The organism is Yoonia sp., assembly GCF_042093035.1.
Taxonomy (GTDB): Bacteria; Pseudomonadota; Alphaproteobacteria; order Rhodobacterales; family Rhodobacteraceae; genus Yoonia.
Genome location: NZ_JBELFI010000003.1, coordinates 41002 through 64900, shown reverse-complemented (window position 1 = coordinate 64900; position 23899 = coordinate 41002). Strand labels below are relative to the sequence as shown.

General features: G+C 57.1%; 27 protein-coding genes and 2 pseudogenes. 17 read left to right on the top strand and 12 right to left on the bottom strand.

Features of this window, described 5'->3' with window-relative positions:
• The coding region (locus ACFDSS_RS01200; RefSeq protein ID WP_375253923.1) for a GTP-binding protein at positions 1–270 on the bottom strand (270 nt) is incomplete at its 3' end.
• A gap of 656 nt (positions 271–926) precedes the next feature.
• Here ACFDSS_RS01200 and ACFDSS_RS01195 point away from each other — a divergent pair.
• A complete protein-coding gene (locus tag ACFDSS_RS01195) occupies positions 927–1241 on the top strand; it encodes a hypothetical protein (RefSeq protein WP_375253922.1) in 315 nt (104 codons plus the stop codon).
• 2 nt (positions 1242–1243) lie between these two features.
• Here ACFDSS_RS01195 and ACFDSS_RS01190 read toward each other — a convergent pair whose 3' ends face one another.
• The gene (locus tag ACFDSS_RS01190) at positions 1244–1672 is read right to left on the bottom strand and encodes a low molecular weight protein-tyrosine-phosphatase (RefSeq protein WP_375253921.1); all 429 of its coding nucleotides are present in this window, start codon (positions 1670–1672) and stop codon (positions 1244–1246) included.
• A gap of 204 nt (positions 1673–1876) precedes the next feature.
• Here ACFDSS_RS01190 and meaB point away from each other — a divergent pair, with 204 nt between their 5' ends.
• The 4 genes from meaB to ACFDSS_RS01170 all read left to right on the top strand — a co-directional run bounded on the left by meaB (position 1877) and on the right by ACFDSS_RS01170 (position 6414).
• Positions 1877–2872 carry a methylmalonyl Co-A mutase-associated GTPase MeaB gene (meaB, locus tag ACFDSS_RS01185; RefSeq protein WP_375253920.1) on the top strand — a complete coding sequence of 332 codons (996 nt, stop codon included), beginning with the start codon at positions 1877–1879 and terminating at the stop codon, positions 2870–2872.
• A gap of 175 nt (positions 2873–3047) precedes the next feature.
• On the top strand, positions 3048–3332 hold the full coding sequence (gene rpmB / locus ACFDSS_RS01180; RefSeq protein WP_375253919.1) for a 50S ribosomal protein L28: 285 nt from the start codon (positions 3048–3050) through the stop codon (positions 3330–3332).
• Positions 3333–3481: 149 nt separating this feature from the next.
• Positions 3482–5887 carry an ATP-dependent helicase HrpB gene (gene hrpB / locus ACFDSS_RS01175; RefSeq protein ID WP_375253918.1) on the top strand — a complete coding sequence of 802 codons (2406 nt, stop codon included), beginning with the start codon at positions 3482–3484 and terminating at the stop codon, positions 5885–5887.
• A 68-nt stretch (positions 5888–5955) separates the two neighbouring features.
• Positions 5956–6414, top strand: a complete 459-nt coding sequence (locus ACFDSS_RS01170; RefSeq protein ID WP_375253917.1) for an NUDIX hydrolase — start codon at positions 5956–5958, stop codon at positions 6412–6414.
• Between the two features lie 62 nt (positions 6415–6476).
• On the opposite strand, the gene argF is transcribed toward ACFDSS_RS01170, so the two are convergent.
• Genes argF through ACFDSS_RS01155 form a run of 3 tightly spaced genes read right to left on the bottom strand, consistent with a single transcriptional unit; the run spans position 6477 to position 9079 of the window.
• Positions 6477–7382: an ornithine carbamoyltransferase gene (argF, locus tag ACFDSS_RS01165; RefSeq protein WP_375253916.1), complete on the bottom strand. Its 906-nt coding sequence runs from the start codon at positions 7380–7382 to the stop codon at positions 6477–6479.
• Positions 7383–7422: 40 nt separating this feature from the next.
• Complete coding sequence (locus ACFDSS_RS01160; RefSeq protein WP_375253915.1) at positions 7423–7905, bottom strand: GNAT family N-acetyltransferase; 483 nt, start codon at positions 7903–7905, stop codon at positions 7423–7425.
• Entirely contained in the window at positions 7898–9079 is a 1182-nt protein-coding gene (locus ACFDSS_RS01155; protein WP_375253914.1) for an aspartate aminotransferase family protein, read from the bottom strand. The genes ACFDSS_RS01160 and ACFDSS_RS01155 overlap by 8 nt, the downstream gene beginning before the upstream one ends.
• Positions 9080–9345: 266 nt before the next feature.
• On the opposite strand from ACFDSS_RS01155, the pseudogene ACFDSS_RS01150 reads away from it, so the two are divergent.
• Together ACFDSS_RS01150 and ACFDSS_RS01145 are read left to right on the top strand one after the other, a co-directional pair.
• A pseudogene (locus ACFDSS_RS01150) lies at positions 9346–10184 on the top strand (DMT family transporter).
• 151 nt (positions 10185–10335) lie between these two features.
• Positions 10336–10665, top strand: coding sequence for a hypothetical protein (locus ACFDSS_RS01145; protein ID WP_375253913.1), 330 nt, complete (start codon positions 10336–10338; stop codon positions 10663–10665).
• Here ACFDSS_RS01145 and ACFDSS_RS01140 read toward each other — a convergent pair.
• The gene (locus tag ACFDSS_RS01140) at positions 10662–11486 is read right to left on the bottom strand and encodes an ABC transporter permease (protein WP_375253912.1); all 825 of its coding nucleotides are present in this window, start codon (positions 11484–11486) and stop codon (positions 10662–10664) included. The two genes, ACFDSS_RS01145 and ACFDSS_RS01140, sit on opposite strands and share 4 nt — an antisense overlap.
• 165 nt (positions 11487–11651) lie before the next feature.
• On the opposite strand from ACFDSS_RS01140, the gene ACFDSS_RS01135 reads away from it, so the two are divergent.
• From ACFDSS_RS01135 to rimO, 4 genes are all read left to right on the top strand, one after another.
• A complete protein-coding gene (locus ACFDSS_RS01135; RefSeq protein ID WP_375253911.1) occupies positions 11652–12245 on the top strand; it encodes a GcrA family cell cycle regulator in 594 nt (197 codons plus the stop codon).
• A 135-nt stretch (positions 12246–12380) separates the two neighbouring features.
• The gene (locus ACFDSS_RS01130) at positions 12381–12551 is read left to right on the top strand and encodes an SDR family NAD(P)-dependent oxidoreductase (RefSeq protein ID WP_375253910.1); all 171 of its coding nucleotides are present in this window, start codon (positions 12381–12383) and stop codon (positions 12549–12551) included.
• Entirely contained in the window at positions 12548–13177 is a 630-nt protein-coding gene (locus ACFDSS_RS01125; protein WP_375253909.1) for an SDR family NAD(P)-dependent oxidoreductase, read from the top strand. The genes ACFDSS_RS01130 and ACFDSS_RS01125 overlap by 4 nt, the downstream gene beginning before the upstream one ends.
• A gap of 130 nt (positions 13178–13307) precedes the next feature.
• Positions 13308–14699 (top strand): 30S ribosomal protein S12 methylthiotransferase RimO, encoded by a 1392-nt coding sequence (gene rimO, locus ACFDSS_RS01120; RefSeq protein WP_375253908.1) that lies wholly within the window; start codon positions 13308–13310, stop codon positions 14697–14699.
• 551 nt (positions 14700–15250) lie between these two features.
• Here rimO and ACFDSS_RS01115 read toward each other — a convergent pair.
• From ACFDSS_RS01115 to ACFDSS_RS01105, 3 genes and pseudogenes are all read right to left on the bottom strand, one after another.
• Positions 15251–15547 (bottom strand): annotated as a pseudogene (locus ACFDSS_RS01115) (hypothetical protein); the annotation flags it as partial.
• Between the two features lie 284 nt (positions 15548–15831).
• Positions 15832–16086 carry a DUF6455 family protein gene (locus ACFDSS_RS01110; RefSeq protein WP_375253907.1) on the bottom strand — a complete coding sequence of 85 codons (255 nt, stop codon included), beginning with the start codon at positions 16084–16086 and terminating at the stop codon, positions 15832–15834.
• Between the two features lie 92 nt (positions 16087–16178).
• Complete coding sequence (locus tag ACFDSS_RS01105) at positions 16179–16538, bottom strand: diacylglycerol kinase (protein ID WP_375253906.1); 360 nt, start codon at positions 16536–16538, stop codon at positions 16179–16181.
• A 146-nt stretch (positions 16539–16684) separates the two neighbouring features.
• Here ACFDSS_RS01105 and ACFDSS_RS01100 point away from each other — a divergent pair, with 146 nt between their 5' ends.
• The 5 genes from ACFDSS_RS01100 to ACFDSS_RS01080 all read left to right on the top strand — a co-directional run bounded on the left by ACFDSS_RS01100 (position 16685) and on the right by ACFDSS_RS01080 (position 20234).
• Positions 16685–17323: a hemolysin III family protein gene (locus tag ACFDSS_RS01100; protein ID WP_375253905.1), complete on the top strand. Its 639-nt coding sequence runs from the start codon at positions 16685–16687 to the stop codon at positions 17321–17323.
• A 180-nt stretch (positions 17324–17503) separates the two neighbouring features.
• Positions 17504–17737: a hypothetical protein gene (locus ACFDSS_RS01095; RefSeq protein WP_375253904.1), complete on the top strand. Its 234-nt coding sequence runs from the start codon at positions 17504–17506 to the stop codon at positions 17735–17737.
• A gap of 70 nt (positions 17738–17807) precedes the next feature.
• The gene (locus tag ACFDSS_RS01090) at positions 17808–18905 is read left to right on the top strand and encodes a class II histone deacetylase (protein ID WP_375253903.1); all 1098 of its coding nucleotides are present in this window, start codon (positions 17808–17810) and stop codon (positions 18903–18905) included.
• 64 nt (positions 18906–18969) lie between these two features.
• On the top strand, positions 18970–19548 hold the full coding sequence (locus ACFDSS_RS01085) for a nitroreductase family protein (protein ID WP_375253902.1): 579 nt from the start codon (positions 18970–18972) through the stop codon (positions 19546–19548).
• Complete coding sequence (locus ACFDSS_RS01080) at positions 19545–20234, top strand: EI24 domain-containing protein (protein WP_375253901.1); 690 nt, start codon at positions 19545–19547, stop codon at positions 20232–20234. The genes ACFDSS_RS01085 and ACFDSS_RS01080 overlap by 4 nt, the downstream gene beginning before the upstream one ends.
• On the opposite strand, the gene ACFDSS_RS01075 is transcribed toward ACFDSS_RS01080, so the two are convergent.
• Positions 20221–20508: a DUF1467 family protein gene (locus ACFDSS_RS01075; RefSeq protein ID WP_375253900.1), complete on the bottom strand. Its 288-nt coding sequence runs from the start codon at positions 20506–20508 to the stop codon at positions 20221–20223. The two genes, ACFDSS_RS01080 and ACFDSS_RS01075, sit on opposite strands and share 14 nt — an antisense overlap.
• Before the next feature lie 64 nt (positions 20509–20572).
• The gene (gene mce, locus ACFDSS_RS01070; RefSeq protein ID WP_375253899.1) at positions 20573–20977 is read right to left on the bottom strand and encodes a methylmalonyl-CoA epimerase; all 405 of its coding nucleotides are present in this window, start codon (positions 20975–20977) and stop codon (positions 20573–20575) included.
• A gap of 125 nt (positions 20978–21102) precedes the next feature.
• Between mce and ACFDSS_RS01065 the strand changes: the two genes are divergently transcribed.
• Positions 21103–21819 carry a response regulator gene (locus ACFDSS_RS01065; RefSeq protein WP_375253898.1) on the top strand — a complete coding sequence of 239 codons (717 nt, stop codon included), beginning with the start codon at positions 21103–21105 and terminating at the stop codon, positions 21817–21819.
• Here ACFDSS_RS01065 and aspS read toward each other — a convergent pair.
• Complete coding sequence (gene aspS, locus ACFDSS_RS01060) at positions 21816–23669, bottom strand: aspartate--tRNA ligase (protein WP_375253897.1); 1854 nt, start codon at positions 23667–23669, stop codon at positions 21816–21818. The genes ACFDSS_RS01065 and aspS overlap by 4 nt on opposite strands.
• Positions 23670–23899 lie beyond the last annotated feature (230 nt).

The following is a 23899-nucleotide window of genomic DNA, read 5'->3' as shown; positions in this document are numbered from 1 at the left end:
CTCATAGGCGAAATCCACATGCCCGGGGGTGTCGATCAGGTTCAGCACGTAGTCTTCGCCATTGTCCGCCCGGTAGTCGATACGCACAGTGTTGGCCTTGATGGTGATCCCGCGCTCACGCTCGATATCCATACTGTCCAGAAGCTGCGCCTTCATATCCCGATCAGCCACCGTGTTGGTGGACTGGATCAGCCGGTCGGCGAGTGTCGATTTTCCGTGGTCGATATGCGCCACGATCGAGAAATTACGGATGTGCGAAAGATCAGTCATGGCAGGGATATGATGCGCTTTGGGGGGTTGGTCAAGCGGCATGGTTATCTGCGGATTATGGCTGGATTGTTTTCGCGCTCAAGGCACATATCGGACGCATCGCTGGCTGGTCTGACGCAATCAGCAGGCCGGTTCAGACAGCGGTTTGCAAACGGAGGCCAACCCCGGCGAGCCTGCCTTTCGTCTGGACGAACAGGGCCCAGAAATGTCTTTTTTGTCACAGCCCGGTGATCGATCTGCAATTGCATTGGAAATACTCTGCCGTCATAGTTTTGCTACACGACACATTCAAAAATGAGCGACCGGGGCAAACCCGGCAGGCGGAGCAGGGGATCACTGATGCGGAAAAAATTTGTAGTGACAGCATTTATGCTATTGGCAGCCTGCGGCGGCAGCCCCGCCGTTACCGGTGATATTTCTCAAGCCTGCATGGCGGCCAATAGAAGTGCCGCTAGTCCGGCTCTTTGTTCTTGTGTCCAACAAGTTGCGAACCAATCCTTGTCCAGCGGCGATCAAGCTCGCGCTGCCAGCTTTTTTGCAAATCCACAGTTGGCGCAAGACACCCGCCAGTCCAGCAGCTTTGCAGACGAACGGTTTTGGGGCCGGTACCGCGCCTTCAGCGATCTGTCCTCGGAGATATGTCGGCCATTGGATGCATGACCGAACTTGACCCAGTTTTGCGCCTCATCGGCCTGATAACCGGGTTGGGTGTCATGGCTGGCCCAATGATATGGTACGTGATCCAGCGCAGGTTCTGGACGATGACGGGCTGTGTTACGGTCGTCGCACTTGCCGGTGTAGCCCTCAGCACTTGGTGGGCAGCCAAGTCTGGTATTACGATGGCCTATCGGGGCGCGACCCCGAGTTTATTCCATTTTTTCTCATATTACTTCGGGACATTGGGTCGCGTATTTCTCGGCCTTGTCACCATGTTCTGGTTAGCGCGGCGTTTTGACCCATCGCTGAAATGAGGTCAATTCCCTGATGCGCCGAATAATTGTGCAAGCAAATCTCTGGCCGCCGCATTGATCTTCTCCAAGGCGCCGTCAAAGTCGCGGGTATAGTAGGGGTCAGGAATATCCAAGTCGGCCATCGTCCGCACGGGGCTCTGGTTTCCCATCGGCCTGAGCCGCTCAATATCGGCTTTGTTCTGACGGTCCATCGCGACGATCAGATCGAACCGGTCGAAGTCCGCCGCGACAAATTGGCGTGCGCGTAACCCGCTGAGATCAACACCTCGGGCGCACGCCGCCTCTTGCATCGGCCCATAGGGTGCATCACCGACGTGCCAGTCGCCCGTGCCAGCGCTATCCAGCTTCAACTCCGGCGCCAGATGACGCATCACACCTTCCGCGGCAGGTGAACGACATATGTTTCCCAGGCAGACGAACAAAATCCGCATCAGCGCATACCACCCTGATACCGCATCTCCTTTGCAGTGACCCGATAAGAAGCCAGGTTTCTTACGTCATAAAACGGTACGTATCCTTCAGACATGATCTAACACCTTCCCTTATGCCACCAGCATAGCCACAAAGACGCTTTCAATCCATCTAGCCCGCATTGAGGACCTTTACCTTTGCGACCTGCCCGATATGAAGGCGGTATGGTCAATGCAGTTGATATCCATGCCCTTGCCGAAGGCGTCCGATCCGGTGACCGCCGCTCATTGGCGCGTGCGATCACGCTTGTTGAAAGTGACCGTGCCGACCACCGGATTGATGCTTTGGCCCTGCTGGATATGCTGGGTGCCAAAAAACAGGCCCTGCGCATTGGCTTGTCCGGCACGCCGGGGGTGGGCAAATCCACCTTCATCGAAAGCTTCGGGTTGATGCTGACAGGATTCGGCAAACGCGTGGCGGTTCTTGCGGTTGACCCGTCTTCTGCACGCTCCGGCGGGTCGATTTTGGGCGATAAGACCCGCATGGATCATCTGGCGCGCGATCCGAATGCCTTCATCCGCCCCTCACCCAGCCAAACCCAGCTCGGTGGTGTGGCGCGCAGATCCCGTGAGGCGGTCGCCCTTTGCGAAGCGGCGGGATTTGACATTGTATTGATTGAAACCGTTGGCGTCGGCCAGTCCGAGACTGTGGTGGCGCAAATGGCCGACCTCTTTGTCCTGCTTTTGGCCCCTGCCGGTGGCGACGAATTGCAAGGCGTCAAGCGCGGCATCATGGAAATGGCGGACCTGATCTTGGTCAATAAAGCCGATGGTGATCTCAAAGCCCAGGCGACGCGGACCTGCGCCGATTACGCCGGTGCTTTGCGGCTTTTGCGAAAGCGCGCGCAAGACCCTGACGGTTTCCCCAAGGCATTGACGATTTCCGCATTAGAGGCCGCTGGCCTGCAAACCGCATGGGAAGAGATGCAAACGCTGGCTGATTGGCGCCAGCAAAGCAGTGTCTGGCAAAGCACACGCGACGCGCAGGCCAGTTATTGGTTCAGCGAAGATGTGCGGGCTGGATTACTGTCAATTCTGCAAGATGATCCGCAGACGGCCGCGCAGGTCGCTCAAGCGGAAAAAGACGTCCGCAGCGGCCTCAAAACACCTGCAGCAGCGGCTGATGCGGTGCTGACGCCGCTTTTGAAACGATTGCACTGACGATACCGCTTGATTGATTGTGCAAAGGCCGCCAAATCGGGTTGACGGGATCAAGGAATCCGCCTATCTCGCGCTGATCTTATTCACGACCCTGCAGATGCGGGGTTTCAACCCCCTATCATAGGATGCGCCGACCATTCGGGTTTGCTGCGTCCTCAAGACAAGGAACATGCTCATGTCGCGCCGTTGCGAACTGACCGGAAAAGGCCCAATGTCTGGCAACAATGTCAGCCACGCCAAAAACCGCACCCGCCGCCGTTTTTTGCCGAACCTGCAGGACGTGACATTGCAGTCTGACGTTCTGGGGCGTTCTTTCAAATTCAAGATCTCGAACGCGGCTCTGCGCACTGTCGATCACCGTGGTGGTTTGGATGCGTTCATGGCGAAAGCCAAAGACGCAGAGCTGTCTGCGGACGCGCTGAAGGTCAAGAAAGAGATTGTGAAAGCCACTGCGGCTTAAGCACACCTGTTCAAACGCATTTTGAAATCCGGTTGCGCCAGCGCAGCCGGATTTTTCATTTGTTGGGGGGTGGTGGATTGAAATCCACCTTGCGCAGCTTGCTGCCCTCCAAGGTGGTGTCTTGATCCACCTTGTGGCAAAGCTTGCCCATGACCGCTTTGCCCATCGACCCAATCCTGCCTGATCTTGTCACTGCTCTGCGCGATCACGGGCGCGCGGTTCTGCAGGCCCCACCCGGTGCCGGCAAGACCACGCGGGTGCCTTTGGCCTTGCTTGATGCGGATATCGTCGCTGGCAAGATCATCATGCTAGAACCCCGCCGTCTTGCCACACGTGCCGCCGCGGAGCGACTGGCAGAGGGTCTTGGCGAAACGCCGGGCGGCACCATTGGCTACCGTATGCGCGGTGATACCAAGGCCGGCCGTCGCGTTGAAGTGGTGACCGAAGGTATCCTGACGCGCATGATCCAGACCGATCCTGAGCTCAAGGGGGTCGGCGCTGTCATCTTCGACGAATTTCACGAACGCTCCCTTAACGCGGACTTGGGGTTGGCATTGACCTGGGAGGCGCGATCTGTTGTGCGCCCTGACCTCATGGTCATCGTCATGTCGGCCACATTGGACGCGGAGCCAGTTGCCGCGATGCTCGACAATGCGCCCATTATCACCGCAGAGGGCCGGTCATTTCCTGTGACAACGCATTTCCTGCCGCGCGCCGTGCCCAAGACGACCCGGCTCGAGACGGCGACCGCTGATCTTATCCTTGAGGCTTTGGCGCAAACGCAAGGCGGAATGCTTGTATTCCTCCCCGGAGAGGGCGAAATCCGTCGCACCGAAGCACTTCTCGCCGGGCGATTGCCGGATCATGTCATTGTCCGGCCACTTTATGGCGCCTTGCCTTTTGCCGCCCAGCGCAAGGCGATTGCGCCAGTGCAGCAAGGGCGCAAGATCGTCCTCTCGACGTCGATCGCCGAAACTTCACTCACAATTGAGGACATTCGCGTCGTGATTGATGCGGGGCGCGCCCGGCGGGCGCGGTTTGATCCCGGTTCTGGCATGTCACGGCTCGTCACCGAACGGGTCAGCAAAGCTGAGGCCACGCAACGTGCAGGCCGCGCCGGTCGGGTGGCCCCTGGTGATGCTTATTGCCTTTGGACGAAAGGAGAAGGCGGCGCCCTGACCGCCTTTGCTCCGCCAGAGATTGAAGCCGCCGATCTGGCCGGACTGGCGCTGGAATTGGCCGTTTGGGGCAGCGACGATCTTGCGTTTCTGACCCTTCCACCTCCGGCTGCATTGGCCGAAGCGCGCGCTTTGTTGCAAGGGCTTGGTGCGTTGGATGCGCATTTGCGCATTACCGATCACGGGCGCGCTTTGGCGTCTTTACCATTGCATCCGCGTCTTGCGCATATGCTGGAACGGGCGGGCGCGCAGGCTGCACGACTTGCGGCCCTGATCGCCGCCCGCGACCCTTTGCGCGGCGCTCCGGTGGATCTGTCGCTACGCATGACGGCCCTTGCCGGGCGCTATGATGGGCCGGGAACGGTGAATGCCGCAGCGCTCGCGCAGATCAAGGCAGAGATACCAAGGCTAAAGAAGGGGCGTCCAAATGGGCCAAAGCTGAGTGCGGGGCAACAGGCCGCACTGGCCTATCCGGACCGGATTGGTCTGCGTCGCAAGGGTGATGACGCGCGCTATGTTTTGTCAGGTGGCAAAGGTGCCAAGATGGATGCTGGCGATACACTTGCGGGGCAACGGCTGATTGTTGCCATTGATCTTGACGGCGACGCGCGTGAAGCCCGGATCCGACAGGCCGCAGCACTCTCCGAGCGTGACTTGCGCGACCTCTACGGCGGTCAGTTCGTCTGGCGCGACGTCTGTGAATGGTCCAAACGCGAAGGCCGCGTGGTGGCGCGCCAGCAAGAGAGCTTTGGGGCGTTGGTGCTCGCAGATCGGGTTTGGGTTGATGCGCCGACAGATCAAATTGCCAAAGCGATGTTGGAGGGCGTGCGACAGTTGGGCCTGCGCCCTTCTGCGGCGGCAGACAGATTTCGTGCGCGCGTGGCGCTCGTCGATGGCCTGCCCGCGATGGATGATGACCACCTGCTGGCGACCGCAGAAGATTGGTTGCCGCCCTATCTGGATGGGGTGCGGACGATCGACGACTGGAAGCGCCTTGATCTGCTGCCTGCCTTGCGCGCGATGTTGGACTGGGGACAAACCCAAAGGCTTGATGCTGCGGCACCGTCGCATTTCACCACACCATTGGGGCGTAAAATCCCGATTGACTACGGGGGCGACGCTCCCGCGATAACCCTGCGCCTTCAAGAGATGTTCGGTGTCACCCGCCACCCGATGATTGGGCGCGAACCATTGCGCGTCACTTTGCTGTCGCCGGGCCAAAAACCGGTGCAAGTCACCCAAGATATCGCCGGCTTTTGGGCAAGCTCCTATGCGGACGTGCGCCGTGACATGCGCGGGCGCTATCCGCGCCATCCATGGCCCGAAGACCCGACAAAAGCCGATCCGACATTGCGCGCAAAACCGCGTGGCACCTAGGTCGATTTGCGCATCGAATCGCGCTGTGTTAATACACGATCAATAAAAACAACCTATTGGCAGGTAAAATGAGCAATCTCGACCGATCCTTCTGGACCGGCCTTTCGGTCCGTGTCCCTGACCCCAGCACAATTGTGCAGGTCGGCGCGCTGTGCTTGCGCGTGATCGATGGCGAGCAACAGGTGCTCCTGGTGAAGTCCTCGCGCGGGCGGTGGATTGTACCCAAGGGTTGGCCGATGGACGGGCATACCGATGCGCAGACCGCGAAACTGGAAGCCTGGGAGGAGGCGGGTGTCGATAAGGCCCGTGTCACCAAAGCCCCCATTGGCGGCTACATGACCGAAAAGCGTTACGACGACGGGCGCCGCGTGCCCTGTCAGGTCAGCGTGTACCGGATTGATGTGAAGAGCATGGTCGACAGCTATCCAGAGGCGGCATTTCGCAAGCGTAATTGGATGTCGCTGAAGAAGGCTGCAAAGAAGGTGAATGACACGGGGCTAAAGGCGCTGCTGAAAGCACTTGCATAATCCTGTCTTAAAGCGCGCGGTCCGCGGGGGGGCATCGCAGGTTGCAGGCATACCTCGCGCCGTTAGACCCCCAGACAATGCCTCATAATTGCCTTTTGCGCATGAAGCCGGTTTTCCGCCTCATCAAAGATCACTGAATGCGGACCATCCATGACGCTGCTTGTCGCCTCATCATCGCGGTGCGCGGGCAGGCAGTGCATGAACAGCGCATCATCCTTGGCCTTCTCCATCAACGCGTCATTGACTTGATAGCCGCGCAACTGGTTGTGCCGACGTTCGCGGGCTGATTGCGGATCATGCATACTCACCCAAGTGTCCGTCACCACCAGATCGGCGCCTTTCACCGCTAAGTTTGGATCGCGCTCAATGGTGTATAGCCCGTCCAGCGATGGCTCAGGGTCAAGTGGCGGCGGGCCCGTGAATACAAGGTCAAACTCAAACTGCTTGGCCGCATGTGCGAAGCTGGCGAAAACATTGTTGCCGTCGCCTGACCAGACGACCTTCTTGCCTTTGATCGGGCCGTTGTGCTCCTCGAAGGTCATGATATCAGCCATGATCTGACACGGGTGGGTCCGGTTCGTCAGGCCATTAATCACCGGCACCGTTGCATACTCGGCCATATCCAGCAGCGTTTGTTCTTCAAAAGTGCGGATCATAATCAGGTCCACATAACGCGACAGCACGCGGGCTGTGTCAGCGATCGTCTCACCGTGTCCAAGCTGCATATCCGCACCAGAGAGCACCATCGTTTGCCCCCCCATCTGGCGCACGCCCACATCAAAAGACACCCTCGTCCGGGTTGAGGGTTTTTCAAAGATCAGCGCGACCATGAAGTTGGCAAGCGGCTGTTCGGCGTCCAGCGTGCCTTTTGGCTGGCCGGCGCGGGCGTCTTTCATATCGCGCGCAGTGTCGATGATCTGCCGCAGATGGGTCGGGGCGGTCGTGTGGATATCCAGAAAATGGGTCATAGGTGTTCGCTTTGGTAGAGGCCGTCTTGGGCGCGGAATTTCAGAGTTTGGTCATCACATGGACAAGACGCCCGCTGCGGGAAGGGCAAAGGCGTCGTCTGCGGAAGCCTGCTTTGCCATAGGTGGAAATCGCAAAGCTGTCTTTGGCGTCCGGCCCGACTGCAACCAACGGGTGACGAAGACGCAGATCACGGGTGCGGGCTTCAATATAGGCCGGAGCATGTCCCTGCCCGGTGAACCCCGGATCGCCAACAAAGGTGCTCAATACGCGTGTGCCGGTTGGCAAATCTGCAAACTGGGGTTGCCGATAGGCGTGCGCGTCGTAGTCATGCATATAGCCAAAGGGATGATCGATCAGGCAGACCACCAGCATGTTGATTGCAGGGTTATCAATATCTTCAAGCATCATATTCACCTGACGTTCGGCATCGGGCCACCATCCGCGAACATGTGCGCTATCCAGCCATCGTTCCATCAACGGCAGGTCAGATCGGGTCAGTCTGCGGAAGGTAAAATTACGCATCTCCCCCCGCAATCCCGGACGCCGCCGCATCAAGCCGCGTAACGGCCTCCGCGATATCGGTGTCTGCGATGTTCAGCGCAGGCAAAAGCCGCACAACATTGTCAGCGGCGGGAACGGTCAGTACACCCTGCCTGAACCCGGCCGAGACAACATCACTATTGGCCGCCTTGCACTTCAGGCCCAGCATCAGACCCGATCCGCGTACCGCCTCGAAGACACCTGGATGCGCCGCGACCAGCCCTTCGAGCTTTTGGCGCATCAGCGCCGCCTTGCGGTTCACCTCTGCCAGAAATGCGTCGTCGCCCACGATCTCCATCACTTTTGCGCCGACCGCACAAGCAAGTGGATTGCCGCCGTAGGTCGACCCATGTGTGCCCGCCGTCATGCCAGAGGCCGCATTTTGCGTAGCCAGCACAGCCCCCAACGGAAAACCGCCGCCGATGCCTTTTGCCACCATCATGATATCAGGTGTGATCCCGGCCCATTCATGTGCAAAGAGCTTACCTGTCCGGCCCATCCCGCATTGTACTTCGTCAAGGATCAGCAGGATGCCATGTTCATCGCACAGATCGCGCAAACCCTTCAGGCATACGTCAGGCAGCGGACGAATACCGCCTTCCCCCTGCACAGGCTCCACCATGATCGCCGCGATCCTGTCAGAGGCCGCAGCCTGCAATGCATCATGGTCGCCAAATTCCAAATGGGTAAACCCCGGCAAAAGTGGCCCAAAGCCTTTGGTCATCTTTTCAGACCCCGCAGCCGCGATCCCCGCGCTGGAGCGCCCATGAAATGACCCGCTGAATGTGATGATTTCCGTCCGGTCCGGCGCACCTTTATCAAACCAGTATTTGCGCGTCATTTTGACGGCCAACTCACAGGCTTCCGTTCCGGAGTTCGTAAAGAAAACCGTGTCCGCGAATGTCTGTTCCACAAGCGCATCGGCCAGCTTTTGTTGTGCCGGAATATTATAAAGATTTGAAACATGCCAAAGCGTGTTTGCCTGAGTGCTCAAAGCCGCCACCAAGCCCGGATGCGCATGGCCCAGTGCATTCACTGCAATCCCTGCACCCAGGTCAAGAAAACGTCGTCCATCCTGCTCAACCAGCCAAGAGCCCTCACCGGACACGAATGTCAGGGGGGCACGGGAATAGGTGGGCAGAATAGAAGCGATCATCGCAATCTTCCTTTGGGGTAAGCCTGATTGGTGCAGGACCGTATAGGCGGTGTCAATAATTTAGAGATTTCGAAGGACGTGACAATAGGCGGCGCGGTCAGCGTCGGCGTCGGCTTGCATATGTCTGTTGCATCTTCATAGCGCCTGCGTAGCCGAAGAAACGCGCCGAGAAAAGCCAAAATCGCGGCGCTTGCAACTGCGCTCTACCGGGGGCACTGCGGCGGCATGACCCTGCGCACCCAAATGCGCCATTAGCCGTGTCCCTGATGCTGACCGCCACTGCCTTTATCGCGGGCACCATGATAATGGCCAAGCTGTTGGGCGGGGAACGGTTACGGCCACCTCTGCATCCGTTACAGATATCGCACGGCCGGTTCCTGTCTGCCTTCACGGCCATCGCAACCGCCGCTGCGATCATGCGTCCCAAGATCGCCCGCCCGCATTGGGGGCTTCACGTCGGCCGGACTGTCTTTGGCTGGGGGGCGCAACGCTGATGTTTGCCGCTGTTGCATTCATCCCTTTGTCAGATGCCACTACTATAAGCTTCCTGAACCCTGTTTTCGGGATGCTTCCGACGATCCCATTGCTGAAGGAAACCGTCGGACCGTGGCGTTGGTTTGCTGCATTTAGCGCTCTAATTGGGGCAATGGTGTTGCTGCGCCCCGGCCCTGACACATTTCAAGTGGCCGGATTGCTGGCTTTGGAGGCTGCAACGCCCATGGGACCTGAGCTGATTTTCATCAAGAAACTGGCCAACAGGGAAGCCAGATTTCAGGTCCTGCTTATCAACAACAGCATCGGTCTGGTCATCGCAACTTTGACGGTCCTTCCGTTCTGGGTAATGCCGACAGGGGCGCAATGGGCAGCCCTTATTACCCTTGGATTGTTGATGGCTACGGCACGGGCGTGCTTTATGAATGCCGTTGCACGCGCGGACGCGAGCTTCATCATGCCGTTCAGCTATGTGACCTTGATCTTCGCGAGCGGTTACGATCTTTTGATTTTTGATGTTTGGCCGGACGGTGTTAGTTACGATGGTGCTGGGATCACTCTGAGCGGTGCATCGTTGCTTGCTTGGCGTGAAAGGCGGCATCGTGCCTATTAACTAATCATCTAAAAAAGTCAGCCATTTCGCCCAAATGGCGCCATTTTTGAACCCTATCGCCAAGAAGATGAACAAAACTTTTGAGTATCGAAACGCGCCAAGCAAAGGCGCCATATGGCTTGCCGCGGCAGGTGTCATACTCCTTTTGTTGATGATTTTGGTCACTGGTTCAGATCATCTGATCTGGATGGTCTGGATATTTGGTACGGTGACAGCGGCCTGGATGATTGTGCCAAAACCCGTCTACGGCATCAAAGTTGACCCCGATTATCTGGTTCTCTCGGCGTGGCGCGACCCGCGGTATGTGCGACTTGATGATATCGCCTATCTGCGCGCGACAAATATCAGCGATGAGACCTCCATTGCGATTGTTTACAAAAACGGCGATGAAGAGGGCATATTTTCAGCCGATCTTCCCGATATTGACACGCTGATTGCGGTTCTGGCCGATCACGGCATTCCGGTCCGGGACGTCTACTAGGACTTGAGCCGATACCCTGTGTGCATCCAACGCAGGCATATTCCCAATACAACAATGCAAGCCAGACCGACAACACCAAGGCCGAGCCAGGGGCTGCTGTCGCTGACCCCAATCATCCCGAAACGCACCCCGTCGATGATATAGAAGAACGGGTTGGCGTGGCTCATGGCTTGCAGCACCGGGGGCAAAGCCTCGATGGAATAGAATGTGCCTGACAGGAATGCCAAAGGTGTAATCAGAAAGTTCGCAATCGCAGAGAGCTGGTCAAATTTATTGGCAAATATGCCCGCGATCATCCCCAATCCGCCCATCAGGACGGAGCCGAGGAAAACGAACACCACAACCCAAACCGGATGTTGCAGTCCGACGCCCAAAAACAGTGCGGCACCAACGGCGATCACAATGGCAACCAGCCCACCGCGCGCAACCGCGCCACCGATATAGCCCGCAACGAGTTCTCCGGCAGCGAGCGGCGGCATCAATGTGTCAACGATATTGCCCTGCACCTTCGCCGAAGCAAGGCTGGAGGACGTATTCGCAAAGGCATTCTGGATCACCGTCATTGTTAAAATACCGGGGGCGAGAAAGGTCATGAAGGGGACACCCATCACGTCTCCGCGCTGTGGGCCAATAGCAATCGTGAAGATCATCAAAAACAGGCCCGCGTTAATCAACGGCGCCATGACTGTCTGTGACCACACATTCATAAATCGGCTGATTTCGCGGCGCACCAGTGTCCATGTCCCCAGCCAGTTCACGCGCCCGAAGCGGCGGACACCCATTTGCGTCGGCGTATTCATATCAACTTGTTCCTTTTGCATGTGACCTGACATAGCGATTTGCGCCGCCATTACCAGAACCTGCCTAAAAACAGCGCATCCCGCTTCACATCACCGCGCACAGTGACTAATATGCAGAGAACCTCGGAATTGCGACCCGATCTACGTGAGACGTACATCCGGTCACCAAAAATCAAAGGAACGCATATGTCCTGGACAGACGAGCGCGTAGAGACGCTCAAAAAGATGTGGGGCGAAGGCCAGTCGGCCAGCCAGATCGCCAAAGAGCTTGGCGGTGTCACCCGAAATGCGGTGATCGGCAAAGTCCACCGTTTGGGCTTGTCGAACCGCGCAGGCTCCGGTGGATCTGCGGCGACAAAGGCTGCCCCGAAGGAAAAGCCGGCGGCAGCGGCAAGGCCCGCAGCAAAACCCGCGCCAAAGCAAAAGGCCGCGGCCCCGGTGCCTGCCGTTAAGCAAGAGCAGGAGCTGGATGAGAACGGGATACCTATCTCCGCGGCGCGGCGCGCGATTATTCCTGCGGGGCAGCCCTTGCCACCGCAGCCATCCGCCAATGAAATCAGCCCCGAGGCCCTCGCTAAGGTGAGCGAGATCGAAAAGACTGCCAAGCGGATCAGCTTGATGGAATTGACCGAAAAAACCTGCAAATGGCCTGTTGGTGATCCCGCTACGGATGACTTCTGGTTTTGTGGTTTGAGCGTTCAGCAGGGCAAGCCCTACTGCGAAGCGCACGTCGGTGTGGCATTTCAGCCGATGTCGTCACGCCGGGATCGCCGCCGGTAAGATAGAAACTCACTTCCTAATTTTACGAAAAGGCCGTCCTTTACGCGACGGCCTTTTTGCATTTGCAAGCCTGCGCATTGACACCCGCCAGCGAATGCCCATGTCAACGACAAGACAGCGAAGAAGGAACGCAACTTGTCCAACACTGCCCTCATCACTGGTGCCTCCTCTGGCATCGGTCGCGAATTTGCCCGCTATCACGCCAAACGCGGTGGCGATGTTATCATCACCGCCCGCCGCGCTGGGGCGCTGGGGCGCTTGAAGCACTCAAGACTGAACTTGAAGACGCATACAGCGTTAATGTGACGATCGTCGTCAACGATCTCGGCGCAGAAGACGGTGCAGCTCAGCTTTTTGAGACCGTGAAGGGTCAAAAGATCGATATTTTGATAAACAACGCAGGGTTCGGTGGCCAAGGTGCTTTCATCGACCGTGATCTGACAGCCGATATCGCCATGATTGACCTCAACGTCGGATCGCTGGTGTCTCTGACCCATATGGTGGCGCGGGATATGGTGGCCAATGGTGGTGGAAAAATCCTCAACGTGAGTTCAACCGCTGCATATATGCCCGGCCCCTTGCAGGCGACCTATTACGCAACCAAAGCCTTTGTCAGCAGCTTCAGCCAAGCCTTGGACGCAGAATTGCGCGATAAAGGTGTGACAGTCACCGCGCTGGAGCCCGGCTACGTCGAAACGGAATTTGCCGCAGTTGCTGATCTGCAAGACACTGGACTGGTGGCGCAAAAAGGGGCCACCCCTGAGGCTGTTGCCAAATTCGGCTATGATGCCATGGACCGCGGAGCATTGCGGGCGATCAATGATGGCCGTCTGCGGTTCATGTTGAATTGGGTCATCCCTTTGCTGCCGCGCCGCGCGATGCTCAAAATGATTAAAAAAATGCAAACGAAGTCGCTGACGTCGCCAGCGTAGGGCGCGTCATCGATCAGTGCGATGCGTGGCGAGCATCGGGCCAATGAAGGGCCAGTGTCCTTGTTTTCGCTGGCACTCTGGAGGGCAGACCCCACTTCCATGCGCGCACGCCCCGCGCTATACGCGCGAAATGACACAAAACCCGCCTGAACTCCGCCCTGATCTTGCCCCCAAGCCACGCATCACCGACGCCGCGCGCGACGGCCAGCCAACGATTGGCATGGTCAGCCTTGGCTGCCCCAAAGCATTGGTCGACAGCGAGCGTATCCTGACCCGCCTGCGCGCAGAGGGCTATGCCATCAGCCCCGATTACGCGGGCGCCGAAGCTGTGATCGTAAACACCTGCGGATTTCTTGATAGCGCGAAGGCCGAAAGCCTTGATGCTATTGGTGAGGCGTTGCAGGAAAACGGCAAGGTCATTGTGACCGGCTGTTTGGGTGCAGAGCCTGATTACATCCGCGAGCATCACCCGCAGATCCTGGCTGTGACGGGGCCGCACCAATATGAACAGGTGCTGGATGCCGTTCACGCCAACGTCCCCCCCGCCCCTGACCCATTCATCGATTTGCTACCCGCCAGCGGGGTCAGCCTGACGCCCCGCCACTATAGTTATCTGAAGATTTCCGAGGGCTGTAACCACAAGTGCAAGTTTTGCATTATCCCGGACATGCGCGGGCGGCTGGTATCGCGTCCGGCCCATGCGGTCCTACGTGAGGCCGAAAAGCTGGTGGATGCAGGCGTGAAAGAGCTGTTGGTGATCTCGCAGGATACCTCTGCTTATGGATTGGATCGCAAATACGATGTGAATTTATGGAAAGACGGTGAGGTGCGCAGCCACATCACTGACCTGACCCGAGAATTGGGACAGTTGGGGGCATGGGTCCGCCTGCATTACGTCTACCCCTACCCCCATGTGCGTGACCTGATCCCTATGATGGCTGATCCGTCAAATGGGGTTTTGCCTTACCTTGATATTCCGTTCCAGCATAGCCACCCCGACGTGCTGCGGCGCATGGCCCGCCCTGCGGCGGGGGCAAAGACGCTGGATGAGATCGCGGCTTGGCGTGCCCAATGCCCTGATATCATCCTGCGGTCGACCTTTATCGTGGGCTACCCGGGCGAGACGGAGTTCGAGTTCCAGCATCTGCTGGCTTGGCTGGATGAGGCGCAGTTGGATCGTGTGGGCTGTTTTCAATATGAAAACGTGGCCGGGGCGCGGTCAAACGCGCTGCCCGATCATGTGGCATCAGAGGTCAAACAAGACCGTTGGGATCGCTTCATGGCGAAGGCGCAGGCGATTTCTGAGGCGAAACTGGCGGCCAAAGTGGGCCGGACGCTTGAGGTCATCGTGGACGACATCGACGAAGACGGCATCGCGACCTGCCGGACGTGGGCGGACGCGCCAGAGATCGACGGGAACCTGTTTATTGACGAAGGGGCTGAGGGGTTGGCCGTGGGGGATGTGGTGACGGTCACGGTTGAGGAGGCTGGGGAGTATGATTTGTGGGGGGCGGTCAGATGAACCGAAGAAACTATGATGATCCCACGTATCGGGCTATCGCTCGCGTGGTTCCGGACCTCGATCAATTGACGAATGAAGTCATTGAGCAAATCAGCAATTTCAACTGGTTGTGGCCATGTTTTGAGTCGACGCAATGTGGCGGGTCAGCCAACGGAAGCATGCTCGATGCATTTTCCATCAAACGAGAAGCCCTAAACCTTTTGAACAATTCCGAATATCGCTGTTCAATCGATTACTTCAGAGACAGGTACCGCGACAACGATAGATTGGACCACCTGGCTCCTATTAAATATGCTCGCAACGACCGCCCAGTTATGGAGATCGGATTGTCAAATGGTGCGGAAAAAACTGAACTGAGCAAAGCGCTATGTCGAATAGTCTACCGACTGCGTAATAATCTGTTTCATGGGACCAAAGGCTCGAATGGGCTGGCCAATCAGCACAAAAACTCTATTCATGCAAACACGCTTCTGAGATTCTGGATAATGGTTTAGCCATCATCACGCCCGGCATCGCCGGGCAGCCCCCGACCCTCCCCACGGGAGGGGGCTTCACCCCCACCCAGGGCCGGGGACTGCCCTGTGTTGGGAACACGCCCTTATATCATCCAGATAAACCCTGACCGCATCTTGCACCCGTCGGAACCTGTCTCCGCCCAGCTTGGTGCCGCCGAGCCACGGTGTCACCTCGATGATGTGACGCTCCAAATTCCGTAGGTCACTGTTCCTGCTCCCGCTTTCCCCGTCGTCGATTTTCAACGTCCCATTGGGCAGCAGCATGACCCAGATATGATGCCTGGCATTGGCGAGTATCTTGCGGAGGTAGATTGTTTTCACAAGTGATTTCGCCTCATTCGAAGTCCCACAGCACCGCCGGCGGTTTGCCCTCGGATCAGGATATGACCCCGCCCGCGGCGCATCCCAACAAGGGCAACTTTGGGCCTAGACCAATGGTTCCGTCTGGGTTGGGAGGGTTCTGTTTTGAGCCAGCGCCGAGGCAGGCAGCAATGTCAGGGCGACGTAAGTGAGACGCATAGCCCACCCGCAGCATTTCACGTCTCAACAATGCTTTCTTGGAGGTCGTTTACAAAGGACCCAACGTTACAGCCATCCATCGCTGCAAAAATACGGCGTTATCCAGCCTTGAGCTTCGCGAATGTCACCCGGTTCACGCAGTAATTCGGCGCTTCGGTATGGTGGTCTGTTTCGGCAAGAAGCCGGTCACATTTTCCGACTTCCTCGCACCCCTGACACCCGGTAATCATATCTGCATATTCATGGCTGGTAATCAGCCCCTCGTCCAACGCGGAAGACAGGTCAACTTTGTTGGCCTTTGCCATTTTTATCACACGCCAGAAATGATCGCGGGCTTTGCCTCGGGTCTGCATATCGGCTCCTCCGGTTGCGCTTTTGCCAAGCCTAGCATCACAGATGCACCCGATACCTTGCGATAGATCAATTCTGCGCCAGTGCGAGGCGCCTAGCGCAAGAGCCCGACAATGACGGACACCCACGCGACACCGACGCCGATTGCCGTCACCGCGACCGCCGCTGATCCACAGTCCTTGGCATGTTTGGCCGCGTCGCGCTTCTGCGTGCCGATGTCATCGACCACGCGCTCAATGGCCGTGTTCATGCATTCGGCGGCCAAAATAATGATCCCGCCCATCAAGAGCATGCCACGCTCACCAGCAGACAGGGGCAACAGTAAAGCCAGCGCCCCAAAAATGACATTCAAGACGAGCCATTGCACCAGTGATCCCTCGGTCTTGTAGACATGCCAGAACCCATCCCATGACCAAATTGCCCGTTGCCTGACCCGCATGATCTGCTCCCACATAGCTGGTATCCTTCCCGAAATCATCCTTGCCGGCCGATTTTGGGCGAAGGGCGCGCGGATGCCAAGCCTGCTTGGTGACCCGACGAAACAATTGATCCTGTGACAGACACACCTATCGTTCATAGATACATGATAAGGATTTGCTGATGTACCCAGATTATGCACGCTCTGAACGGATCGCAGATGGCACCATCCATGCCATTGGCGTGCTTGGCGCGCTGATCGGGGCGCTGGTTTTGATGATCTGGGCAGCAGGCGTGGCAACGCCGGCGCAAATCACCGGATTGGCCGTCTACGGGGCCACCTTGATTGCGACCTTTGTCGCGTCTGCCTTTTATCACTTTACCCCGTGGACCCACATAAGACCGCTGTTGCGGCGCATCGATCACGCGGCGATTTACCTCAAGATTGCAGGCACCTATACGCCTTTGGTCATTATGATTGGTACGGGCTTTGCCTATGCTGTTCTTGCCTTTGTCTGGGCATTGGCAATGATCGGCATGGTTTTGAAGCTGTTTTTTTGGCGCGCGCCGGGCCGGTATGGGCCCGCACTCTATCTGGTTATGGGCTGGTTGAGCCTTGCGTTGATCTGGTCGCTGTGGCCGATTGTGCCGGTTTCAGCTATTATTCTGATGGCCTTTGGGGGGTTGCTCTATACTTTGGGTGTGCCCTTCTATGCCTCCGAGACGATGAAATACGCGATTGCGATCTGGCACGGGTTTGTTGTGACCGCATCGGCTTGCTTTTTTGCAGCTATCGCGACTTCTGCGGCGGCGCTGACCTAAAGGCTCGGGGGAGCGCGCGCCACGGGAGCGCTGCTGTCTTTGCGGTGCAGTCACCCAAAGCAAGGATCACGGCGCGTCGTCGCAGACGCGTTGGGTCTTTGGTCGATGCGGGGTTGGCAGATCATCTTTCCGCCTCCAGACCCGATTGCGCGGCCCGACGCGCACCGCTAAGCTTCGTGCATGTTTACGATAGAACACGATTTTGACGCCACAGTCGTCACCTTGATCGACGAAGGCGAAGCCCCCTTGAAAGAGGACGTGATCGTCAATGCATTTGACGATTGCGTTACGGTAGAGCAATGGGATCCGCGCACAAACACGGTGGTCAAGCTTACGCTTTCACCGGCACAGTTGCGTGATTTGGAAGCGGCTTTGGATTTGCCTGAGGGCATCTACCGCCTGCGCAAAGAGTGATTTTTTTTGTGACTGACGGAGCCTCCGGCGGAAGTTTTGGCGGGATTAAGAAATCAGGGGGTGGCCGGATATGACAACAGGTTTCTTTTGGGATGAGCAATGTTTTTGGCATGGTGGTGGGAATTATGCCGGGATGTTGCCGGTGGGCGGACTGGTGCAGCCTTTGGATGGTGGGCTGCCCGAAAGCCCTGAGACAAAGCGTCGTTTGAAAAATCTCATTACAGTGACTGGCCTGGCGCAGGAGTTAGCGCTGTCGGGGGCTGATGCGGCGACGCGCGACGACTTGCTGCGTGTCCATCCAGCGCATTATCTTGGTGAATTCAAAGCCCTCTCCGATGCCGGTGGCGGTGAACTGGGACGCCGCACACCATTCGGCCAAGGCGGATTTGAGATTGCTGCCCAATCAGCCGGTCTTGCCAAGGCCGCGCTTGCTGCGGTGTTGGGTGGAGAACTGGAGAATGCCTATGCCCTGTCCCGTCCGCCCGGTCATCATTGCTTGCCCGATTATCCAAACGGATTTTGTCTTTTGAACAACATTGGCATTGCAATTGAAGCGGCAAAAGCGGCCGGGCTCGCGCAGCGCTTTGCGGTGCTTGACTGGGACGTGCATCATGGCAATGGCACGGAGGCGGTGTTTTACGATCGCGCCGACGTGCTGACGGTTTCGCTCCATCAGGAGCGCAATTATCCGATGGACACAGGTGCATTCAGCGATCGCGGGACCGGCGATGGCGCGGGCTTCAATCTCAATATTCCATTGCCACCGGGCACCGGCCACACGGGGTACCTGTCTGCGATGGAAGAGCTGGCCATCCCTGCAATCCACAGTTTTGCGCCAGATGTCCTTATTGTCGCCTGCGGTTTTGACGCTGCCGCCAATGATCCGCTTGGCCGTATGCTTGCGACAGCGGAAACATTCACTCTGATGACCCGCCAGGTAATGTCACTTGCAGCGCAGCTTTGTGACGGCAAGCTCGTTATGGTCCATGAGGGCGGCTATTCGGAGACTTACGTGCCGTTTTGTGGGCATAACGTCTTGCAAGAAATGGCAGGGAGTGAGATTTCCGCGCCCGATCCTTTTGCTCAGGTTTTTCCGCTGCGCCAGCCCGATCCTCGGTTTGATGCCTTCGTCGCCGCCTGGATTGCCGATATGAAGGCGGCACTTTAGCCCGACCGTTGCCATTCATGTGCAGCACTCCTATTTGCCTGATATCGAATTCAAAGGACCCCCAATGCCCGATCCGAATAGCGCCGCACTCGACTTTCTGCTGACCCGTCGTTCGCGGCCTGCGAAAACACTTACTCTTCCTGTGCCGGACCGCGCCGCGCTCGCGCCTTTGCTGACCGCTGCTGCCCGCACACCCGATCATGGAAAATTGGAGCCGTGGCGCTTTGTCGTGCTGGAACAGGCGGCCCTGAGACGATTATCGGTCTTGGTGACTGAAAGGGGTGCCGCGTTGCACATCGAGCCCGACAAGATTGCCAAGGCATCCGATCAGTTCGCGGCTGCCAATCTCGCAATTGCCGTCGTCAGCAGTCCGAAATCTTCTGACAAAATCCCGCAGATCGAGCAGCTCTATTCTGCAGGTGCCGTATGTCTGGCGCTTCTGAATGCCGCCCTTGCTGTTGGTTGGGGGGCGAATTGGTTATCAGGCTGGGCGAGCCATGACCGCGCATTCATCACTGAGGGCCTTGGGCTTGCTGCGCATGAAAGCATCGCTGGTTTTATCCATATAGGCACTGAAACGCACGCCCCGCCAGAGTGTCCGCGCCCCGATCTGGATGCCATCACGACCTGGGTCGCGACATGATATTTGCCGCTTTTTTGAAAGCGGTGGCGCAACTTCCGGACCCGCGGTTTCAGTCGGTACTTTGGCGCGGCATTGGTCTGACAATTGCCTTGCTGATCGGCCTCTATGCCGGGCTGTTGTGGCTCATCGCGTGGTTGACTGCGAGGCCGCTCATCCTGCCCGGCGTCGGGGAAGTCACATGGTTGGGTGATTTGCTCAGTTGGGGATCGCTTGGTGTTGTTCTGCTTTTGTCGGTCTTTTTGATGGTGCCGGTTGCATCGGTGATTACATCACTTTTTCTGGATGAAGTCGCACAAGCCGTTGAAGATGAACACTTCCCTGCCTTGGTCCCAGTCCCACCGATTGGTTTTGGTGATGGGCTCCGCGATACGGTGAGTTTTTTGGGTCTATTGGTTTCTGCGAACCTGCTGGTCTTTGTTCTTTACGCCATCTTCCCCTTCGCGGCAGTCTTTATCTTCTATGCGCTCAACGGGTTCTTGTTGGGGCGGGAATACTTCCAGCTCGCCGCGATGCGCAGGATCGGACGCACGGCTGCAAAAGAGATGCGTAAGGCCCACAGCGGCAAGATCTGGGTCGCGGGCTGTTTGATGGCGGTGCCGCTATCTTTCCCGCTTGTCAACGTCGTCATCCCGATACTGGGCGCTGCAACCTTCACTCATCTGTATCACAGTATCAGTCGCGGCTGACCTCTGGGGTCGACATTCTCTCAAACCAGTCGATGTCACGCACACTGACTGCACCAGTCAACAGCACACCGGCGATCACCAGCCAGACCGGGAAAGCAAACATCGTGGTGACCTTTGCCTTCTGTTTGATATCAAAATCCGCCGGAGACGAGGCATGTGTACCTGGCACAATCTCTCCCACATCGCCCTGTGTTTTCAAACGCAGCGGCAGAACAATGAAGAAAACGACCGTCCAGATGACGGCAAAGAGGACCAAACCGGAAACAAAACCCAAAGCAATCTTCCTTTTATGAGGTAATTGACTGACAGATACGTCAATTGTCACGCAAGGCAAGGGGCTAGATTTGCTCCAGTTCGACCAAACAACCGTTAAAGTCCTTGGGATGCAAGAAGAGCACTGGCTTGCCATGCGCGCCGATTTTCGGTGCGCCATTGCCCAACACGCGCGCACCTTCCTTTAGCAGATGATCGCGGGCCGCAAGGATATCATCCACTTCATAGCAGAGGTGATGAATGCCGCCGGAAGGGTTTTTGTCCAGAAACCCCTGAATGGGAGATCCGTTACCCAAAGGATAAAGCAATTCGATCTTGGTATTCGGCAAAGTGATGAAAACAACCGTTACACCGTGATCAGGTTCATCCTGTGGTGCGCCGACATCCGCGCCAAGCATAGTGCGGTATTGCGCACTTGCAGCCACCAAATCCGGGACGGCTATTGCGACGTGGTTGAGGCGACCAATCATGAAATTCTCCTGTTTTGCGCAGTATGACCTTTGCACCAAAGCGGTGCAACGACAGATGATATTAGGGACCTGTTCACCTTCAACTGCTTTGTTCTTGTCTGAAAAGGCAAAAGGGACGAATCGTTATGGATGTCATCGACAGCTTATCACTCACCCGCGCCCCGACAGCGCGCCGACCTCTTCTGGGGCAGACCGTGCTTTTGGTCGAAGACAGCCGATTTGCCAGTGAAGCCGTGCGCTTGATGTGTCTGCGCTCTGGCGCGCGGATCAGACGTGCTGACAGTCTCAAAACGGCGCAACGGCACTTGGCAATATACATGCCAAGCGTCTTGATTGTAGATGTGGGGCTGCCGGATGGGTCGGGGCTTGATCTTATCAAAGCGGCGTCTGACGCCAGCGCACGCATTGACGTGATCCTGGGTACCAGTGGCGATGCTGCTGTGCAAAAGCCGGTGATGGACGCGGGCGCCGATGATTTCATCGAAAAACCAGTGGAAAGTCTGATGGCGTTTCAGTCCCGCATTTTGGCGCATGTTTCGCATGACCGGCAGCCACCCTCACCGCGTGGAATGCACGATGAACAGGTACATCCCGACTTGATCGCCTATCAGGATGATCTTGCCCATGTTGCACAGGTTCTGGATGGCGATGCAGAGGGGCATACACTGGATTACGTCACGCAATTCCTCAGTGGTGTCGCACGCAGCGCGCATGACCACGACATGGACAAAGCCGTTACTCAATTGGCGCGCATCCGCAATGCGGGCCGGAATCCGGTGAGCGAAGTCGCCGCATTGTCGCGAATGGTGCAGTCTCGGCTGGCCGCAGCCGGCCCGATTTAGCTCTCAGACGGCAGAACGCGCAAACGCAATTCGCGCATTTGTTCGTTCATCGGCTCGCTTGGGGCATCCATCATCAAGTCTTCCGCGCGCTGGTTCATGGGGAACATGATGACTTCGCGAATATTGGACGCATCAGCCAGCAACATGACGATCCGGTCGATCCCTGCCGCACAGCCACCGTGCGGCGGCGCGCCGAATTGGAAAGCGTTGACCATGCCACCAAAACGCTTGCGCACTTCATCTTCACCATAGCCTGCAATCTCAAACGCTTTGAACATGATCTCTGGGCGGTGGTTCCGAATGGCACCCGACACCAGCTCATAGCCGTTACACGCCAGATCATATTGGTAGCCGAGTACATCGAGCGGATCACCATCCAGCGCGTCCATGCCACCTTGCGGCATCGAGAACGGATTGTGTTCGAAGTCGATCCTGCCGGTCTCTTCATCCTGTTCGTAAATCGGAAAGTCCACGATCCACGCGAAGGCAAAGCGGTTTTGATCGGTCAGACCCAGCTCTTCGCCAATGACATTGCGCGCCTTGCCTGCCACGCCCTCGAAGGCCTTGGGTTTGCCGCCCAAGAAGAACGCAGCATCGCCAAGGCCCAGACCAAGTTGCTGACGAATGGCTTCGGTTCGTTCCGGGCCGATGTTCTTGGCCAATGGGCCAGCGGCTTCCATACCGCCCTCAACTTCGCCAGAATTCAGCTTGGCTTGGGCCTCCTTGACTGTAATTCCCAGCTCTTGCGCGACAGCATCAGCTGTCTTTTCACGCCAGAAGATATAACCCATTCCGGGCAATCCTTCTTTCTGGGCGAAGGCATTCATACGGTCACAGAACTTTCGGCTGCCACCCTTGGGCGCAGGAATGGCGCGCACTTCGGTGCCCTCTTGTTCAAGCAACTTGGCAAAGATCGCAAAGCCGGAGCCTGCGAAATGCTCTGACACAACCTGCATCTTGATCGGGTTCCGCAAGTCCGGCTTGTCGCTGCCGTACCAAAGGGCGGCATCACGGTAGCTGATCTGCTCCCACGTCTGATCGACGGCACGACCGCCACCAAATTCTTCAAAAATGCCGGTAATCACGGGCTGTATTGTATCAAACACATCCTGCTGCTCAACAAAGGACATCTCCAGATCCAACTGATAGAAATCCGTGGGTGAGCGATCAGCCCGTGGGTCTTCATCACGGAAACACGGGGCGATCTGGAAATACTTGTCATAGCCGGACACCATAATCAGCTGTTTGAATTGCTGCGGTGCCTGCGGAAGTGCGTAAAACTTGCCCGGGTGCAACCGGGACGGCACCAGAAAATCGCGCGCACCTTCCGGGCTGGAGGCAGTGATAATCGGCGTCTGGTATTCGCGAAAACCACTGTCCCACATGCGACGACGCATCGACGCCACAACATCGGAGCGCATTTTCATATTGTCCTGCATCGCTTCGCGTCGCAGATCGAGATAGCGGTACTTCAAACGGGTCTCTTCGGGATATTCCTGATCGCCAAAAACCATCAGAGGCAGCTCTTTCGCCGCACCCAGCACCTCAATTTCGCGGATAAAGACCTCAACTTCGCCGGTTGGCAATTTTGCATTCACCAACTCAGGATCGCGCGCTTTGACTTCGCCATCAATACGAATGCACCACTCGGAACGCACCTTTTCAACATCCGCAAATGCCGTCGAATCCGGATCACACAGCACCTGCGTAATCCCGTAATGGTCACGCAGGTCGATAAACAAAATGCCGCCATGGTCGCGCACGCGATTTACCCAGCCCGAAAGACGCACGGTTTCGCCGACATTCGCGGCGGTCAGATCGGCACAGGTATGGCTGCGGTAGGCATGCATCGGTCAATTCCTCAAGGCTATGGTCGGCCCGATACACATCTTTGCTTGTGCGAAGTCAACCTCCCCCTTCATCTTGGCCGGAAAACTCCCGCCGGAGGCGCCAAAATTCGAAAATTTTGGCCGATCCTCACGTCACACGCGACCGTTGCCGAAAGAATCCTCTTGTTTCACTCGTGACGGATGCTTCCCCCCTTGCACATGGGCGCACCATCCCTATAACGCAGGACAAT

Excerpts from the sequence above, each read along its gene's own strand:
- ACFDSS_RS01170 (WP_375253917.1), top strand. The coding sequence starts at position 5,956 with ATGAGCAATCTCGACCGATCCTTCTGGACCGGCCTTTCGGTCCGTGTC.
- ACFDSS_RS01140 (WP_375253912.1), bottom strand. The coding sequence starts at position 11,486 with ATGCAAAAGGAACAAGTTGATATGAATACGCCGACGCAAATGGGTGTC.
- ACFDSS_RS01190 (WP_375253921.1), bottom strand. The coding sequence starts at position 1,672 with ATGCGGATTTTGTTCGTCTGCCTGGGAAACATATGTCGTTCACCTGCC.
- ACFDSS_RS01065 (WP_375253898.1), top strand. The coding sequence starts at position 21,103 with ATGGATGTCATCGACAGCTTATCACTCACCCGCGCCCCGACAGCGCGC.
- ACFDSS_RS01090 (WP_375253903.1), top strand. The coding sequence starts at position 17,808 with ATGACAACAGGTTTCTTTTGGGATGAGCAATGTTTTTGGCATGGTGGT.
- rimO (WP_375253908.1), top strand. The coding sequence starts at position 13,308 with ATGACACAAAACCCGCCTGAACTCCGCCCTGATCTTGCCCCCAAGCCA.
- hrpB (WP_375253918.1), top strand. The coding sequence starts at position 3,482 with ATGACCGCTTTGCCCATCGACCCAATCCTGCCTGATCTTGTCACTGCT.
- ACFDSS_RS01155 (WP_375253914.1), bottom strand. The coding sequence starts at position 9,079 with ATGATCGCTTCTATTCTGCCCACCTATTCCCGTGCCCCCCTGACATTC.
- ACFDSS_RS01105 (WP_375253906.1), bottom strand. The coding sequence starts at position 16,538 with ATGTGGGAGCAGATCATGCGGGTCAGGCAACGGGCAATTTGGTCATGG.
- ACFDSS_RS01135 (WP_375253911.1), top strand. The coding sequence starts at position 11,652 with ATGTCCTGGACAGACGAGCGCGTAGAGACGCTCAAAAAGATGTGGGGC.
- ACFDSS_RS01160 (WP_375253915.1), bottom strand. The coding sequence starts at position 7,905 with ATGCGTAATTTTACCTTCCGCAGACTGACCCGATCTGACCTGCCGTTG.
- aspS (WP_375253897.1), bottom strand. The coding sequence starts at position 23,669 with ATGCATGCCTACCGCAGCCATACCTGTGCCGATCTGACCGCCGCGAAT.
- mce (WP_375253899.1), bottom strand. The coding sequence starts at position 20,977 with ATGATTGGTCGCCTCAACCACGTCGCAATAGCCGTCCCGGATTTGGTG.
- argF (WP_375253916.1), bottom strand. The coding sequence starts at position 7,382 with ATGACCCATTTTCTGGATATCCACACGACCGCCCCGACCCATCTGCGG.
- rpmB (WP_375253919.1), top strand. The coding sequence starts at position 3,048 with ATGTCGCGCCGTTGCGAACTGACCGGAAAAGGCCCAATGTCTGGCAAC.
- ACFDSS_RS01195 (WP_375253922.1), top strand. The coding sequence starts at position 927 with ATGACCGAACTTGACCCAGTTTTGCGCCTCATCGGCCTGATAACCGGG.
- ACFDSS_RS01110 (WP_375253907.1), bottom strand. The coding sequence starts at position 16,086 with ATGCAGACCCGAGGCAAAGCCCGCGATCATTTCTGGCGTGTGATAAAA.
- meaB (WP_375253920.1), top strand. The coding sequence starts at position 1,877 with ATGGTCAATGCAGTTGATATCCATGCCCTTGCCGAAGGCGTCCGATCC.
- ACFDSS_RS01095 (WP_375253904.1), top strand. The coding sequence starts at position 17,504 with ATGTTTACGATAGAACACGATTTTGACGCCACAGTCGTCACCTTGATC.
- ACFDSS_RS01100 (WP_375253905.1), top strand. The coding sequence starts at position 16,685 with ATGTACCCAGATTATGCACGCTCTGAACGGATCGCAGATGGCACCATC.
- ACFDSS_RS01085 (WP_375253902.1), top strand. The coding sequence starts at position 18,970 with ATGCCCGATCCGAATAGCGCCGCACTCGACTTTCTGCTGACCCGTCGT.
- ACFDSS_RS01145 (WP_375253913.1), top strand. The coding sequence starts at position 10,336 with ATGATTTTGGTCACTGGTTCAGATCATCTGATCTGGATGGTCTGGATA.
- ACFDSS_RS01080 (WP_375253901.1), top strand. The coding sequence starts at position 19,545 with ATGATATTTGCCGCTTTTTTGAAAGCGGTGGCGCAACTTCCGGACCCG.